Origin of the sequence: Arthrobacter sp. CAL618, assembly GCF_000468215.1 — a bacterium.
GTDB lineage: Bacteria > Actinomycetota > Actinomycetes > Actinomycetales > Micrococcaceae > Arthrobacter_D.
Genome location: NZ_ASZW01000098.1, coordinates 11,486 through 24,425 on the forward strand (window position 1 = coordinate 11,486; position 12,940 = coordinate 24,425).

Below are 12,940 nucleotides of genomic sequence, written 5' to 3' on the forward strand. Positions count from 1 at the left end.
ATCTGGGGCGTTTGCAGGGATCGGGGGCGCTAGCGGATTCGGGGCGCTAGCGGATTTGGACGCCAGCGATTCGGGGGCCCGGAAGCTAGCTGGCCAGCCGCTGCGCGGTGGAAAGGTACCGGCGGGTAACGAACTCCTGAGATAACCGGGCGACCGGTGCGCCCAGTTTGAAAAACCAGTTGGCGTGCTGGCTGAAGGCGAACACCTCGAAGTAGACGGCACCGTCCGGATCGAGGATAGCCATAAACGCTTCCTCACCCCGTTCCGGGTGGCCCGGCAGCGTACCGTACCCAAAACCGGCACGCTGGGCCCCGCCGTCGTCCTCGACCGGTTCCTCGGTCCACACCACCCGGCACGGTGCTGGCAGCCGCAGCGGGCCGACGCCGAAGGCGGGAACCACGTCCCGGCCAACCGCAGCCCGTCCCTGGCCCGGCGGAACCCTCAACCCGGCGCCCCGATGCAGCTGCCAGGACAGAATCCCATCAGCGAGCCGGGCGTAGGCCGCATACCCGGTTCCGACCCGGACCCGCCGGTCCACCACCCGGTACCCGGGCGGGGATTCGTTCCGCTGGCTCAGCCCGAGCGGCTCATACGTGAAATCAGGTTTTACCATCTGCTGCCAATCTGCTCCAGCCGAGCGTTTCGCGATCCCGTGCCGGCAAGGAGGCCACCACCAGATCGTAGGAATCCTCAATCATGTCGCGGATCATCGCATCCGGAAGGTTCCCGGTGCATGAAACCCCGTTCCAGTGGGTCTTATTGAGGTGGTAGGCCCCAACAATCTCCGGGTGCGCGGCCCTCAGCTGTTCGGCAAGCTGCGGCTCGCATTTCAGGCTGACCGACAAGTTGGGAGCGGAGAGGTCGGACAAGGCAAACATCTTTGCAGCACCGCCCGCCGCCCTCACTTTGAACACCGACGCTGCGGGCCCGAAGGGAAAGTCCTCGAAGGCACCCGGCAGTGCCAGGCAAAACTCCCGCAGAACAACTGGATCCATGGGCCGAGCTTACTGCCAAAGGATGGCAGGATAGGAGAAAACCAACCGCAGGAGCGCACCATGGGCGAGGCAAAACGCCAGGCTGATAAGGCAGTGGACACGGCCGAGGACGTATCGGATTCCAAGGCCTTCGAGATCGCGGCACGCGCCGGCTACATCGCTGCCGGCCTGTTGCACCTTCTGATCGGCGTCATTGCCCTCCGGGTGGCCCTGGGAGGATCCGGCAGTGCCGACCAAAGCGGTGCGATCAGCGCGCTCGGCGACGGCCCCGGCGGCGCCATGCTCCTCTGGGCTTGCGCCATCGGATCGATTGCGCTTGCCCTCTTTATGCTCAGCGAAGTCTTCTTCGGGGCCCGCGGCATGAAGGACTCCGACAAGCTCAAATTCCGCGCGAAGAACGGCGCCAAGGCGATCACCTACGGTGTCATCGGCGGAACGTTCGCCACCTATGCGTCGGGCGGCAGCAGCGACAGCAGCGAAAGCACCCAGAATCTGAGCGCCTCCCTCATGTCCAACCCGGCGGGTTCGGTCCTGCTGATGGCGGTCGGGGCGGGTGTGATGGTGGTTGGCGGGTACTTCGTCTACAGCGGGGCCACCAGACACTTCACCAAGAACCTGTCCGGGTTGCCCGGCCACGGCGCCAGGACCGCGGTCATCCGGCTCGGCATGGTCGGTTACATCGCCAAGGGAGTGGCGCTGCTGGTGTTGGGCCTGCTGTTCATCGTGGCAACGGTCAAGAACAACCCGGAAGAATCCACCGGCCTGGACGGGGCCTTGAAGTCCCTGCAGGATCAGCCGTACGGCGCCTGGATTCTGGGGGTCGTCGCCGTTGGTCTGATCGCCTACGGTGTGTTCATGGTGATCCGGTCCCGCTACCAGAAGATGTAGTCTGCCGCCGTCGTCAGCGGGCGAGGCGTGGCGCTTCGATGGCCGGGCAGGTGTTCATGACGACGTCGAGCCCCGCCGCCCGCGCGCGGTCAGCGGCCGCCTCGTCGATGACCCCTAGCTGGAGCCAGACCGCTTTCGCGCCCACCTCGATGGCCTGATCCACCACCGCTCCCACCTTTGAGGAGTTCACAAAGCAGTCGACGACGTCGATGGTCCCGGGGATATCCGCCAGTCGCCGATAGCCGGTGCGCCCATGGACGTCGTCGCCCTTGAGACTGACGGGGATCACCTCCATCCCCAGGTGGTCGATCAGGAACCGTGAGACTCCGAGCGCCGCGCGCCGGGGGTTGTTGGAGAGTCCGACCACCGCCCAGCGGGCGGGAGTTGTGAGGAGCGTGCGGATCACTTCAGGATCGTTGCTGTGTGCCATGGTGGTGTGCCCTTTCGCTGTAATCGGTCGGATTGTTACGCCAACACTTGCGGAGAACCCGTGCACAGGAGTTTAGTAGTGCTTGACCATCCCGAGCGGCCGAGAGACCTGGATCGATGAAGCCGCAGCAACCCTGGCCATCCGGCTGACCATCTGCAGCACGTAAGTGCAGCGGCCAACCGGTGACAGTAGGGTGCTACCGCCAGGACCGATGGAGTTAATCCTATGACCGTTCTGGCATCACCACAGTCAACCACTGCGCCCTCCAAACAGGCACTCAACGTCACCTTCGCCGGCCTCGGCCGAAGCTTCGGTGCCGCCTCCGATCGGCGGACCGTCCTGCGGGACATCAACTTCGAAGTGCACGCCGGCGAGGTCCTCGCCATCCTCGGCCCGAGCGGCTGCGGCAAATCCACCCTGTTGCGGGCTGCCGCCGGGTTGGACTCCCTCAACGCCGGGTCCGTCCTGATTGACGGCACCGAGGTACACGGCATCGACGAACGATGCGCCGTCGCCTTTCAGGAACCCCGACTGCTGCCCTGGCACACCCTGCAGGCCAACGTCGCCATTGGTCTGCCCAAGGCGTCGAGTGCCAGCGTGGGTAAAGCCAAAGTAGCCGAGCTGCTGCAACTGGTCGAGCTTGCTTCGTTCGCCAAGCACCGTCCGCGGGAAGTCTCCGGCGGAATGGCACAGCGAGCCTCATTGGCACGTGCCCTGGCCCGCAACCCCGGCGTCCTCCTCCTCGACGAGCCGTTCGGCGCCCTTGATGCTCTCACCCGGATCAAGATGCAGGATCTCCTGCTCGACATCCACCGAGCCCAACCCACTACCGTGCTACTGGTCACTCACGACGTCGACGAGGCGCTGCAACTGGCAGACCGCATCATCGTCCTGGGCGCCGACGGCAACCTGCCGGGCGCCACCATCACCGAGGTTCTCACCGTCCCCGGCGACCGCCCCCGCGACCGCAACGCGGCCGACCTCGGCCGAATGCGCAGCTCCTTGCTCGCCTCCCTGGGAGTCACCGGCCACTAGGCCGCGCCTTCCCCTGCCCTCCGGGGTTTTCCTTTTCACCCACCCCTGCACGGCCTGCCCGCTGTGTCACACCGTACCCACCCTTTTGTTCGTCTCACCCAACTCGTCTCAGACGACCCGTCTCACCGAAGGACACTCATGAACCGCCAACCAGCACCCCACCCCCGCCGCACCTTTCTGGGCGCCGCGTCACTGGCCGCCGTCGCCTCCCTCGCCTTGACGGGATGCATGGCCGGTGAGGACGCCGACGGCGCTGCCGCCCCCGCGGGCGGCGAACTGAACATTGACTTCGCCACCTACAACCCGCTGTCCCTGGTGATCAAGGAACAGGGGTGGCTGGAGGACGAGTTGGCGGATGAAAACGTCACCGTCAACTGGATCCAGTCCGCCGGGTCCAACAAGGCGAACGAGGCGTTGCGCGCCGGAGCCATCGACGTGGGTTCCACCGCCGGTTCCGCTGCCTTGCTCGCCCGATCCAACGGCTCCCCGATCAAGACGATCGACATCTACTCTCAGCCGGAATGGTCGGCGCTGGTCACGAACGCTGACTCGGACATCCAGGAGATCGAGGACCTGCGGGGCAAATCGATCGCCGCCACGAAGGGCACCGACCCCTACTTCTTCCTCCTGCAGGCGCTCGAGGCCGGCGGCGTCGATCCCTCCGAGGTCACGGTGCAGAACCTGCAGCACGCCGACGGCCGGGCCGCCCTCGCCAACGGATCGGTGGACGCCTGGTCGGGCCTCGACCCGATCATGGCCTCGGCCGAACAGGATGGGGCCACCCTGTTCTTCAGGGACATCGACTTCAACACCTACGGCTTCCTCAACGCCACCGAAGACTTCCTGGCGGAGAGTCCCGAGCTGGCCCAGACCGTCGTAAACGCCTACGAGAAGGCCCGCGAATGGGCCATCGAGAACCCCGAAGAGACGGCCAAGATCCTCGCCGAGGTGGCAGGGATCGACGTCGAAATCGCCAACGCGGTCATCATCGACCGCACCAACCTGGACGTTGACCCCATCCCGGGTGACGCGCAGCGGGCTGTGCTGGAGAAGATCGGTCCGGTGTTCGTCGAATCCGGTGACGTCTCCAGCCAGGAACAGGTTGACGAAGCGCTCGACACCCTCTTTGAAGACTCCCTGGTACGCAACGCGGATCCCACGGCGATTGAGGCCTCCTCATGACCCACATCGGGAATCCGTACGTGACCGGGAACAGCGTCACGGGCGTGAGCCAGACTTCCCTGGAAGCCTCCGGCTCCACCGTGGCAACGGCAGACGCCACCCAGCCGCCGCCCGAACGGGGCGGACCGGCACATGGATGGTCCCAGACCGGCCCGCTGCGGCGTGGCTGGGTGCGTCTGCTCCTCGGGCTGATCCTGCCCGGGCTGATCATCACCGTCTGGCAGCTGAACTCCGTCACCGGCCTGTTCAGCGCCGTCCAGGTGCCGCCGCCCGCGGCGGTGCTCAATGCGGCAGTCGAACTGATCCAGCGCGGCGAGCTGTGGACGCACATCGGCATCTCCACCCAACGGGTACTGCTGGGCTTCACCTTCGGCGCCGCCCTGGGCCTCGCGATCGGCTCACTCGTCGGGCTGTCCCGGATCGCGGACGCGCTGCTCGCTCCCACCATCGGCGCCTTGCGTGCTGTCCCGTCCCTGGCCTGGGTGCCGCTGCTCATCCTGTGGATGAAGATCGGCGAGGATTCAAAGATCACGCTGATCCTCATTGGCGCCTTCTTCCCCGTCTTCACCACCGTGTACCTCGCGCTACGGCACGTGGACCGGAACCTGGTGGAGGCCGGCCGGGCGTTCGGGTTGAAGGGCTTCAAACTGCTGACCACGGTGCAACTCCCGGCCGTGATTCCATCAGTGTTCTCCGGTCTCCGGTTGGGCCTCGCCCAGGCGTGGCTGTTCCTGGTCGCGGCTGAACTGATTGCCTCCTCGCTGGGGCTCGGATATCTGTTGAGTGATTCACAAAACAACGGACGGGTGGACAGGATCTTCCTGGCGATCATCCTGTTGGCGATCATCGGCAAAACCACCGATGCCCTCCTGGGGATCGCCGAGAAGTGGGCGGTCCGGCGATGGGCGTGAGCCTTCAGGAGGCCGACCCCCTGACCGAGACGGACCGCCTGGCGTTCTGGGAACAGCAGGCGCGCCGGCTGGACTGGGCTGCCGAATGGACCACGGCGCACAGCTTTCAGCCAGCCCGGCCGGTATCGGGTGGCGCCGACGGGCAGCTCACCGTCCCGGTGATCGAGTGGTTCGCGGGGGGCCGCCTCAACGTGGCCCACAACTGCGTGGATCGGCACGTGGATGCCGGGCTGGGCAGCAAGGTCGCACTGCATTTCGAGGGTGAGCCCGGGGACCAGCGAACGGTCACCTACTCGGACCTGCAGGAGGAGGTGTCACGCGCAGCCAACGCCTTGCTGAACCTCGGGATCGGCAAGGGCGACCGCGTGGTGATCTACCTACCCGTGCTCGTGGAAACGATTGTGGTCACCCTGGCGTGCGCGCGAATCGGGGCGGTGCACTCACTGGTGTTCGGCGGATTCTCTGCTGAAGCCTTACGCTTCCGGGTTGAGGACACCGGCGCCAAACTGTTGGTCACAACTGACGGGCAGTACCGGCGCGGCGCAGCGGTGCCGGTCAAGACCAACGCCGATCAGGCCGTGTCCGGTTCCAACAGCATCGAACATGTTCTGGTGATCCGCCGGACCGGCAGCGACATCGAGTGGACCGAGGGCCGGGACGTCTGGTGGCATGACGCAGTCGGCGCCGCGGCCCCGCATCACGCTGCCGAGGCGTTCGACGCCGAGACTCCCCTGTTCATCATGTACACCTCCGGCACCACGGGTAAGCCCAAAGGCCTGGTGCACACCTCCGGTGGGTACCTGACCCAGGCGTCGTGGAGTTTCGACTACCTGTTCAGCAACCCCGATCCGTCGCAGCGGGACCAGGACGTCCACTGGTGCACCGCCGACCTTGCCTGGGTGACCGCCCATACCTACGAGATCTACGGTCCGCTCTCCAACGGCGCCACCCAGGTGATCTTCGAGGGCACTCCCAACACCCCACATCCGGGGCGGCACTTCGAGATCATCCAGCGTTACAAGGTGACCAGCTATTACACGGCCCCCACCCTGATCCGGTCGCTAATGGGCTGGTTCCCGGACGGCGTGCCTGCCAGCTACGACCTGTCCTCGATCCGTCTCCTCGGCACCGTCGGTGAGGCCACCAACCCCGAGGCCTGGCGCTGGTTCAGGGAGCACCTCGGGGCTGGCACCGCACCGGTCGTCGACACCTGGTGGCAGTCAGAAACCGGCGCCACCATCCTCTCTCCCCGCCCCACTGACCCCTCGTTCAAGCCCGGTTCTGCCTCCCGCGCCCTCCCCGGCGTGAGCACCCGGATTGTCGACGACGCCGGAAACCCGGTACCCACCGGTGAGCAGGGCCTGATCGTCGTGGACCGCACCGGACCGGCGATGGCGCGCACCGTCTGGGGCGACCCGCAGCGCTACCTGGATTCCTACTGGCGAAAGTTCGCCGCCCAGGGCTGGTTCCTGGCCGGTGATGGGGCCAGGAACGACGACGACGGCGACACCTGGATCCTCGGCCGGGTCGACGATGTGCTCAACGTGTCAGGCCACCGGCTCTCGACCATCGAGATTGAATCGGCCCTGGTTGCTCACCCGTGGGTGGTCGAGGCCGGCGTCTGTCCGGTCTCCGATCCGCGGACCGGCCATGCGATTGCCGCCTTCGTGGTGCTGGCTGCGTCCCACGGGGCCGGCGCGCACGCGGCGGAGGAGGTGAGCCGGGTCTTGCGGGACCACGTCGCGGCGGTGATCGGGCCGATCGCCAAGCCGGCCGCCGTCGTCGTCGTCGCGGACGTCCCGAAGACCCGGTCCGGCAAGATCATGCGCCGACTCCTGACGCAACTGTTCGAGAACACAACGCTGGGTGACACCACTTCCCTGCAGAACGAGGCGTGCGTGCCCGGCATCGCTGCCGCACTGGCCGCAAGGGCGTCACCGTGACCCCGCCTGTAAACCCCACCGGAGGGACAACCCGCAACGGAGAGCAACAATGTTGGTCGACCGTGAGAGGACTGTCACACTGGTGGGGACCATCCCGAGCGGTTGAGAGATCTGGCTCATTGACACCGCAGCAACCCTGGCCACTGCCCACGGCAGTGACATTAGGGTGCTAATGCCAGGCACGATGGAGGACCACTATGGCTATTGACCTTTCCCAACCCCTGAAGTTCGCGTACTGGGTGCCCAATGTGAGCGGCGGCCTGGTGGTCTCCACCATTGAGCAGCGCACCAGCTGGGACTTCGAGTACAACAAGAAGCTGGCCCGCATCGCGGAGGACGCCGGCTTCGAGTACGCCCTCTCGCAAACCCGGTATGCGGCGTCGTACGGCGCCGACAAGCAGCATGAGGCCACGTCGTTCTCCCTGGCGCTGCTCGGTGCGACCGAAAAGCTGAAGGTGATCGCCGCCGTCCACCCCGGCATGTGGCAGCCCGGAGTCCTGGCGAAGTTCATCATCACCGCTGACCACATCTCCGGTGGTCGGGCGGCGGTGAACATTGTGTCCGGCTGGCTGAAGAGTGAGTTCACCGGGTTCGGGCTGCCGTGGCTGGAGCACGACGAGCGCTACGTCCGCACCGAAGAGTTCATCAGGATCCTCCGCGGCCTCTGGACCGAGCAGAACTTCTCCCAGGCCGGCAAGTATTACAACATTACCGATTTCACCCTCAACCCGCCGCCCGTCGACGTGCCCGGGCGTCCACACCCGGAAATCTTCTTCGGCGGGAACTCGACGGCGGCGCNCAGGCCACTGCTGGCCGGGTGGCCGACTGGTACTTTTCCAACGGCAAGGACCTCGAGGGATTCAAGGAGAATATCGCCGGCGTGCAGGCCTCAGCGGCCGACGTCGGCCGCGACCCCCGGTACGGGCTCAACGGTTTTGTGATTGCCCGCGATACCGAGAAGGAAGCCCGCGAGACGCTCCGCGAGATCGTGGCCAAGGCCCACAAACCGGCGGTGGAGGGGTTCCGGGGCGCAGTGCAGGAAGCCGGGGCCTCGACCAAGGATGGCAAGGGCATGTGGGCGGACTCGTCCTTCGAGGACCTGATCCAGTACAACGACGGCTTCAAGACCCAGCTGATCGGCACCCCCGAGCAGATCGCCGAGCGGATCATCGAGTACAAGAAAATCGGCGTGAACCTGATGCTGACCTGCTACCTCCACTTCCAGGAGGAGGTCGAAGCCTTCGGCAAAGACATCCTCCCCATCGTCCGCGAACTCGAAGCGGACCTCGCCCGTAAAGAGGGCCTAGATTTCAATGTTGACAACCAGATTAAGGCAGGTGTCTGATGGCTGATCGCAGCTTCGGTTTCCGTACACGCGCTCTTCACGCGGGTGGCACCCCCGACTCGGCCCACGGCGCCCGAGCGGTACCCATCTACCAGACGACCTCGTTCGTGTTCAAGGACACGAACGACGCCGCCAACCTCTTCGCGCTCCAAAAGTACGGCAACATTTATTCGCGGATCGGCAACCCTACGGTCGCCGCGTTCGAGGAGCGGATCGCGTCCCTGGAGGGTGGCATCGGGGCGGTCGCGACGGCGTCGGGCATGAGCGCCGAATTCATCACGTTCGCGGCCCTCTGCCAGGCCGGGGATCATATTGTCGCCGCGTCGCAGCTCTACGGCGGCACGGTCACCCAACTCGATGTGACCCTGCGCCGGTTCGGCATTGACACCACCTTCGTCCCCGGCACGGATCCCGCTGACTATGCTGCGGCCATCCAGGACAACACGAAGGCCGTCTACGCGGAGGTGATCGCGAACCCCTCGGGTGAAATCGCCGACATCCAGGGGCTAGCGAAGATCGCCCACGACGCCGGTGTGCCGCTGATCATCGACTCCACCCTGAGCACCCCCTACCTGATCCGGCCCATCGAGCACGGCGCCGACATTGTGATCCACTCCGCCACCAAGTTCATCGGCGGGCACGGGACCACCCTGGGCGGCGTCGTCGTCGAGGCCGGAACCTTCAACTGGGGTAACGGCCGGTTCCCCACCATGACCGAACCGGTCCCGTCCTACGGCAATATCCAGTGGTGGGCCAACTTCGGCGAGTACGGCTTCCTGACCAAGCTGCGCACCGAGCAGCTGCGGGACATCGGGCCGTCCCTCTCCCCCATGTCAGCCTTCCAGCTGCTGCAGGGCGTGGAAACCCTGGCCCAGCGGATGGACGAACACCTGTCCAACGCCCAAGCGGTCGCCGAGTGGCTGGAGAACGACCCTCGGGTGGAGTACGTGAACTTCGCGGGCCTCCCCTCGCACCGGCATTTCGAGCGGGCCGCCAAGTACCTGCCCCAAGGGCCCGGGTCGGTCTTCAGTTTTGGGGTGAAAGGGGGCAGGGCGGCAGGGCAGAAGTTTATTGAGTCGCTGCAGCTGGCCTCACACCTGGCCAACGTGGGCGATGCGCGCACCCTGGTCATCCACCCCGGCTCGACCACGCACCAGCAGCTGTCCGCCGAGCAGCTGGTCACGGCCGGCATCCCCGAGGACCTGGTCAGGATTTCGATCGGACTCGAGGACCTGGACGATATCCTGTGGGACATCGACCAGGCACTGGACCTTGCCACTGCAACCTCGCAGGGCTCAACATCTACTCCGCACGAGGGAGCCACCGCATGAGCGCCAATCTGGAAACGGTACGGACCTGGGAGGGCCCGTCCGCCCCTGAACGACTCTCGCTCCTGCGTCACGCCAAGTCGGTGGCGATCATTGGGGCGTCGGATAAGCCGTCCCGCGCGTCGTACTTCGTGGCCACCTACCTGCAGTCGTCGTCGCCCTACCGCTTGTACTTCGTGAACCCGGTGGCGAAGGAGATTCTGGGGCAGCCCGTGTACGCGTCCCTGGCCGACCTACCGGAGGTCCCCGACATCGTCGACGTGTTCCGGAAGCACGATGATCTGCCCAGTGTCCTTGAGGAGACGAAGGCTGTTGGCGCGAAAACACTATGGCTGCAGTTGGGGTCCTGGCATGAGGACGTTGCGCACGACGCCGAGGAGGCGGGCCTGAACGTGGTGATGGACCGCTGCATCAAGATTGAGCACGCGCGGTTCCACGGTGGACTCAACCTGGCTGGCTTCAACACCGGAGTGATTTCGTCGAAGCGGCAGGTTACCGCCTAGCCCCACCCATCATCTAGCCCCATCCCACACCCCATCGAGTCAACAGGAATCGCCCCAAAAAGTGGCTATTCCTGTTGACTCGATCCCGTTGGTTGGGGGGCAGGGTGGCTGGGCTAGTGGGACTCGACGATTTCCTCGTTGCGCGCGAATCGGCGGTTCTTGAGCACGGGCAGGAACTCGCGGACGTCGGCGATCCGTCGGCGTGACACGTTGGTGGTGACCACTCCCTCTTCCTCGTCGGTGAGGAAGACCTGCGGGATTCCCATGGGGTCGAGGATCGCCGAGTGCCCGATGGTATGCCCGCTCGAGGTCCCGGCTGCCGCGATCCAGACGGTGTTCTCGATGGCGCGGGCCTTCAGCAGGGTTTCCCAATGATCCACCTTGTGATCGCCCTTGAACCAGGCGGCCGGCACCAGGATCAGATCCGCCCCGCGGTCGGCGAGCGCACGTGCCTGTTCCGGGAAGCGGATGTCGTAGCAGGTCATGAGCCCCACTGACAGGTCACCGATCGTGACCACCTTGATGCCGCCGTCGCCGGGTTTGATCCGGGTGGACTCCTGATAGCTGAAAGCGTCGTAGAGGTGAAGTTTGCGGTAGGTGTCGACAATCTTTCCCGTGGCATCCACCAGGACCAGCGTGTTGTAGGGGCGGTCCTCGCCGCTCCCCTCATACCCGCCAGCAACAATGGCTATGCCGAGCTCGACGGCGATGAAGGACAGCTGCTGCACGAAGGTCGACCAGTTTTCGTCGACGGCAGCCGCCAGCGAACCCTCCACCTTCCCGATGGAGAACATGGATTCCTCGGGGAAGACGATCAGCTCGGACCCTTCGGAACGCGCTTGTTCGGCAAGCCCACGCATGGTCTTGAGGTTGTCCGAGACGCTACCGCCCGGTCGGAACTGCCCAACGCTGATCTTCATCGTCGCCGCTTTCAGTCATGAAATAGGTGCCCTCACAGCCTACCGAATGCCTGAACGTCTTATTGTTGGGTTATGACACTGCAACCTATCGTCCCCGGCCCCGGCCAGGAATCAGTGTGGGACTACCCGCGACCGCCACGGCTGGAGCCCACCACCGAGCGGGTGCTGATTGAGTTCGGCGGTATGGTGATCGCCGACAGCACCGATTCGGTCCGGGTCCTGGAAACCAGCCACCCCCCGGTGTACTACGTTCCGATGGGCGACTTCGTCGCCGGCGCCCTGGCTCGCGTGGAGGGCTCATCGTTGTGTGAGTACAAGGGGATGGCAGCGTATTACGACGTCGTCAGCGGGCAGCACCGCGCACCCCGCGCCGGGTGGACCTACCCAACCCCCACCCCCGGCTTCGAGGCACTGCAAACCCGGGTAGCGATTTATCCGGGAGCAATGGACCGCTGTCTTATTGACGGTGAAGTGGTCAAGGCGCAGGAGGGCGACTTCTACGGCGGNCCAGCCGCATCGTCGGGCCTTTCAAAGGCGCCCCCGGCACTTGGGGCTGGTAGTCCGGGCCCAGTCCCGACAGTGCGACCCCGCCGTCGAACGGTGACGCCCAGCTAACGCTCATAGAGGACTGATACCTTCGCAGGTTGGTTATCTATCTGGCAGGAGAATATTGTGCGGAAGAAGTTTTTACTGAGTATTGCCTTGGCCGGAATTGTCTCGGTGGTGTCCGCGTGCGGCACCCCCGAAGACGGCAGCGAGTCGGGATCCGAGACGTCGCAGGCCCCCGCCAATGAGAGCGCAGCGCCCGAAGCGGCCCCCGAAGTTGCCGACGCCGATCTGGAAGGCGTGCCTGACGTCGTGGCGCTGGTCAACGGCACCGAGATCCTGAAGGCGGACTTCGAATCGGTCTACACCGCCCAGTACGAGCAGGCCGCAATCCAGTCTCAGATGTCAGGGGAAGCAGTCGACCAGGATGAGCTCAAAACCCAGACCATCGAGGGAATGATCGGCACCGAACTGCTGGTTCAGGAAGCTGACGAACGGGGGATTGAGGCAAGCGACGAAGCAACTACCGCAGCACTCGATGAGCTCGTAGCAGCCAACCAGCTTGGTTCGGCCGAGGAGTTCTACGCAGCGCTCGCCGAGCAGGGCATGGACGAGGCGACAGTCAACGACCAGCTCGCCACCCAGGTCCAGGTGGAACAGCTCATCCAGGAAGAGGCTGGGGACTCCGCACCCTCCGAGGAGGAGCTCACCACCGCCTACGACGAGGCAGTGGCCCAGCAGGAAGAGCAGAACGCCCAGAGCGGCGAAGAGACCGAGGTTCCCCCGTTCGAGGAAGCACGGCCAGCTCTCGAGGAGCAGCTCCAGACCCAGAAGGAATCCGCCGCAGCGGAGTCCCTGGTATCCAGCCTCCGCGAGGAAGCTGACATCACGATCAACCTCTAAGGCAGGTGGTG

The 12,940-nt window shown here is 65.0% G+C and carries 12 protein-coding genes, 2 pseudogenes and 1 riboswitch; of the genes and pseudogenes, 10 read left to right on the forward strand and 4 right to left on the reverse strand.

What is annotated here, in order from left to right; translation table 11 throughout:
• Nucleotides 1-85: 85 nt before the first annotated feature.
• Together K728_RS0106315 and K728_RS0106320 are read right to left on the reverse strand one after the other, a co-directional pair.
• A complete protein-coding gene (locus K728_RS0106315; RefSeq protein WP_024476233.1) occupies nucleotides 86-613 on the reverse strand; it encodes a DUF1990 family protein in 528 nt (175 codons plus the stop codon).
• Nucleotides 600-995, reverse strand: coding sequence for an MmcQ/YjbR family DNA-binding protein (locus tag K728_RS0106320; RefSeq protein ID WP_024476234.1), 396 nt, complete (start codon nucleotides 993-995; stop codon nucleotides 600-602). The genes K728_RS0106315 and K728_RS0106320 overlap by 14 nt, the downstream gene beginning before the upstream one ends.
• A gap of 60 nt (nucleotides 996-1,055) precedes the next feature.
• Between K728_RS0106320 and K728_RS0106325 the strand changes: the two genes are divergently transcribed.
• Nucleotides 1,056-1,883, forward strand: coding sequence for a DUF1206 domain-containing protein (locus K728_RS0106325; protein ID WP_024476235.1), 828 nt, complete (start codon nucleotides 1,056-1,058; stop codon nucleotides 1,881-1,883).
• Between the two features lie 13 nt (nucleotides 1,884-1,896).
• Here K728_RS0106325 and K728_RS0106330 read toward each other — a convergent pair whose 3' ends face one another.
• Nucleotides 1,897-2,313 carry a CoA-binding protein gene (locus tag K728_RS0106330; protein ID WP_019483274.1) on the reverse strand — a complete coding sequence of 139 codons (417 nt, stop codon included), beginning with the start codon at nucleotides 2,311-2,313 and terminating at the stop codon, nucleotides 1,897-1,899.
• 225 nt (nucleotides 2,314-2,538) lie between these two features.
• Here K728_RS0106330 and K728_RS0106340 point away from each other — a divergent pair, with 225 nt between their 5' ends.
• From K728_RS0106340 to K728_RS0106370, 7 genes and pseudogenes are all read left to right on the forward strand, one after another.
• Nucleotides 2,539-3,348 (forward strand): ABC transporter ATP-binding protein, encoded by an 810-nt coding sequence (locus K728_RS0106340; protein WP_024476236.1) that lies wholly within the window; start codon nucleotides 2,539-2,541, stop codon nucleotides 3,346-3,348.
• Nucleotides 3,349-3,486: 138 nt separating this feature from the next.
• Entirely contained in the window at nucleotides 3,487-4,530 is a 1,044-nt protein-coding gene (locus K728_RS0106345) for an aliphatic sulfonate ABC transporter substrate-binding protein (RefSeq protein WP_019483276.1), read from the forward strand.
• On the forward strand, nucleotides 4,527-5,441 hold the full coding sequence (locus tag K728_RS0106350; protein WP_019483277.1) for an ABC transporter permease: 915 nt from the start codon (nucleotides 4,527-4,529) through the stop codon (nucleotides 5,439-5,441). Before K728_RS0106345 ends, K728_RS0106350 begins: the two co-directional genes overlap by 4 nt.
• The gene (gene acs, locus K728_RS0106355) at nucleotides 5,432-7,384 is read left to right on the forward strand and encodes an acetate--CoA ligase (protein WP_051317636.1); all 1,953 of its coding nucleotides are present in this window, start codon (nucleotides 5,432-5,434) and stop codon (nucleotides 7,382-7,384) included. The genes K728_RS0106350 and acs overlap by 10 nt, the downstream gene beginning before the upstream one ends.
• 86 nt (nucleotides 7,385-7,470) lie before the next feature.
• Nucleotides 7,471-7,575, forward strand: a riboswitch (SAM riboswitch).
• A gap of 6 nt (nucleotides 7,576-7,581) precedes the next feature.
• Nucleotides 7,582-8,729: pseudogene (gene sfnG, locus K728_RS18600) on the forward strand (dimethylsulfone monooxygenase SfnG).
• Nucleotides 8,729-10,060 (forward strand): O-acetylhomoserine aminocarboxypropyltransferase/cysteine synthase family protein, encoded by a 1,332-nt coding sequence (locus tag K728_RS0106365; RefSeq protein ID WP_024476238.1) that lies wholly within the window; start codon nucleotides 8,729-8,731, stop codon nucleotides 10,058-10,060. Before sfnG ends, K728_RS0106365 begins: the two are co-directional and overlap by 1 nt.
• Entirely contained in the window at nucleotides 10,057-10,560 is a 504-nt protein-coding gene (locus K728_RS0106370) for a CoA-binding protein (RefSeq protein ID WP_024476239.1), read from the forward strand. Before K728_RS0106365 ends, K728_RS0106370 begins: the two co-directional genes overlap by 4 nt.
• A 113-nt stretch (nucleotides 10,561-10,673) precedes the next feature.
• Here K728_RS0106370 and K728_RS0106375 read toward each other — a convergent pair whose 3' ends face one another.
• Nucleotides 10,674-11,480, reverse strand: a complete 807-nt coding sequence (locus K728_RS0106375) for a carbon-nitrogen hydrolase family protein (RefSeq protein ID WP_019483282.1) — start codon at nucleotides 11,478-11,480, stop codon at nucleotides 10,674-10,676.
• A 72-nt stretch (nucleotides 11,481-11,552) separates the two neighbouring features.
• On the opposite strand from K728_RS0106375, the pseudogene K728_RS18605 reads away from it, so the two are divergent.
• Nucleotides 11,553-12,040: pseudogene (locus K728_RS18605) on the forward strand (DUF427 domain-containing protein).
• 112 nt (nucleotides 12,041-12,152) lie between these two features.
• On the forward strand, nucleotides 12,153-12,929 hold the full coding sequence (locus K728_RS0106385; RefSeq protein WP_024476240.1) for a SurA N-terminal domain-containing protein: 777 nt from the start codon (nucleotides 12,153-12,155) through the stop codon (nucleotides 12,927-12,929).
• Nucleotides 12,930-12,940: the final 11 nt, after the last annotated feature.

Excerpts from the sequence above, each read along its gene's own strand:
- K728_RS0106315 (WP_024476233.1), bottom strand. The coding sequence starts at position 613 with ATGGTAAAACCTGATTTCACGTATGAGCCGCTCGGGCTGAGCCAGCGG.
- K728_RS0106320 (WP_024476234.1), bottom strand. The coding sequence starts at position 995 with ATGGATCCAGTTGTTCTGCGGGAGTTTTGCCTGGCACTGCCGGGTGCC.
- K728_RS0106325 (WP_024476235.1), top strand. The coding sequence starts at position 1,056 with ATGGGCGAGGCAAAACGCCAGGCTGATAAGGCAGTGGACACGGCCGAG.
- K728_RS0106330 (WP_019483274.1), bottom strand. The coding sequence starts at position 2,313 with ATGGCACACAGCAACGATCCTGAAGTGATCCGCACGCTCCTCACAACT.
- K728_RS0106340 (WP_024476236.1), top strand. The coding sequence starts at position 2,539 with ATGACCGTTCTGGCATCACCACAGTCAACCACTGCGCCCTCCAAACAG.
- K728_RS0106345 (WP_019483276.1), top strand. The coding sequence starts at position 3,487 with ATGAACCGCCAACCAGCACCCCACCCCCGCCGCACCTTTCTGGGCGCC.
- K728_RS0106350 (WP_019483277.1), top strand. The coding sequence starts at position 4,527 with ATGACCCACATCGGGAATCCGTACGTGACCGGGAACAGCGTCACGGGC.
- acs (WP_051317636.1), top strand. The coding sequence starts at position 5,432 with ATGGGCGTGAGCCTTCAGGAGGCCGACCCCCTGACCGAGACGGACCGC.
- K728_RS0106365 (WP_024476238.1), top strand. The coding sequence starts at position 8,729 with ATGGCTGATCGCAGCTTCGGTTTCCGTACACGCGCTCTTCACGCGGGT.
- K728_RS0106370 (WP_024476239.1), top strand. The coding sequence starts at position 10,057 with ATGAGCGCCAATCTGGAAACGGTACGGACCTGGGAGGGCCCGTCCGCC.
- K728_RS0106375 (WP_019483282.1), bottom strand. The coding sequence starts at position 11,480 with ATGAAGATCAGCGTTGGGCAGTTCCGACCGGGCGGTAGCGTCTCGGAC.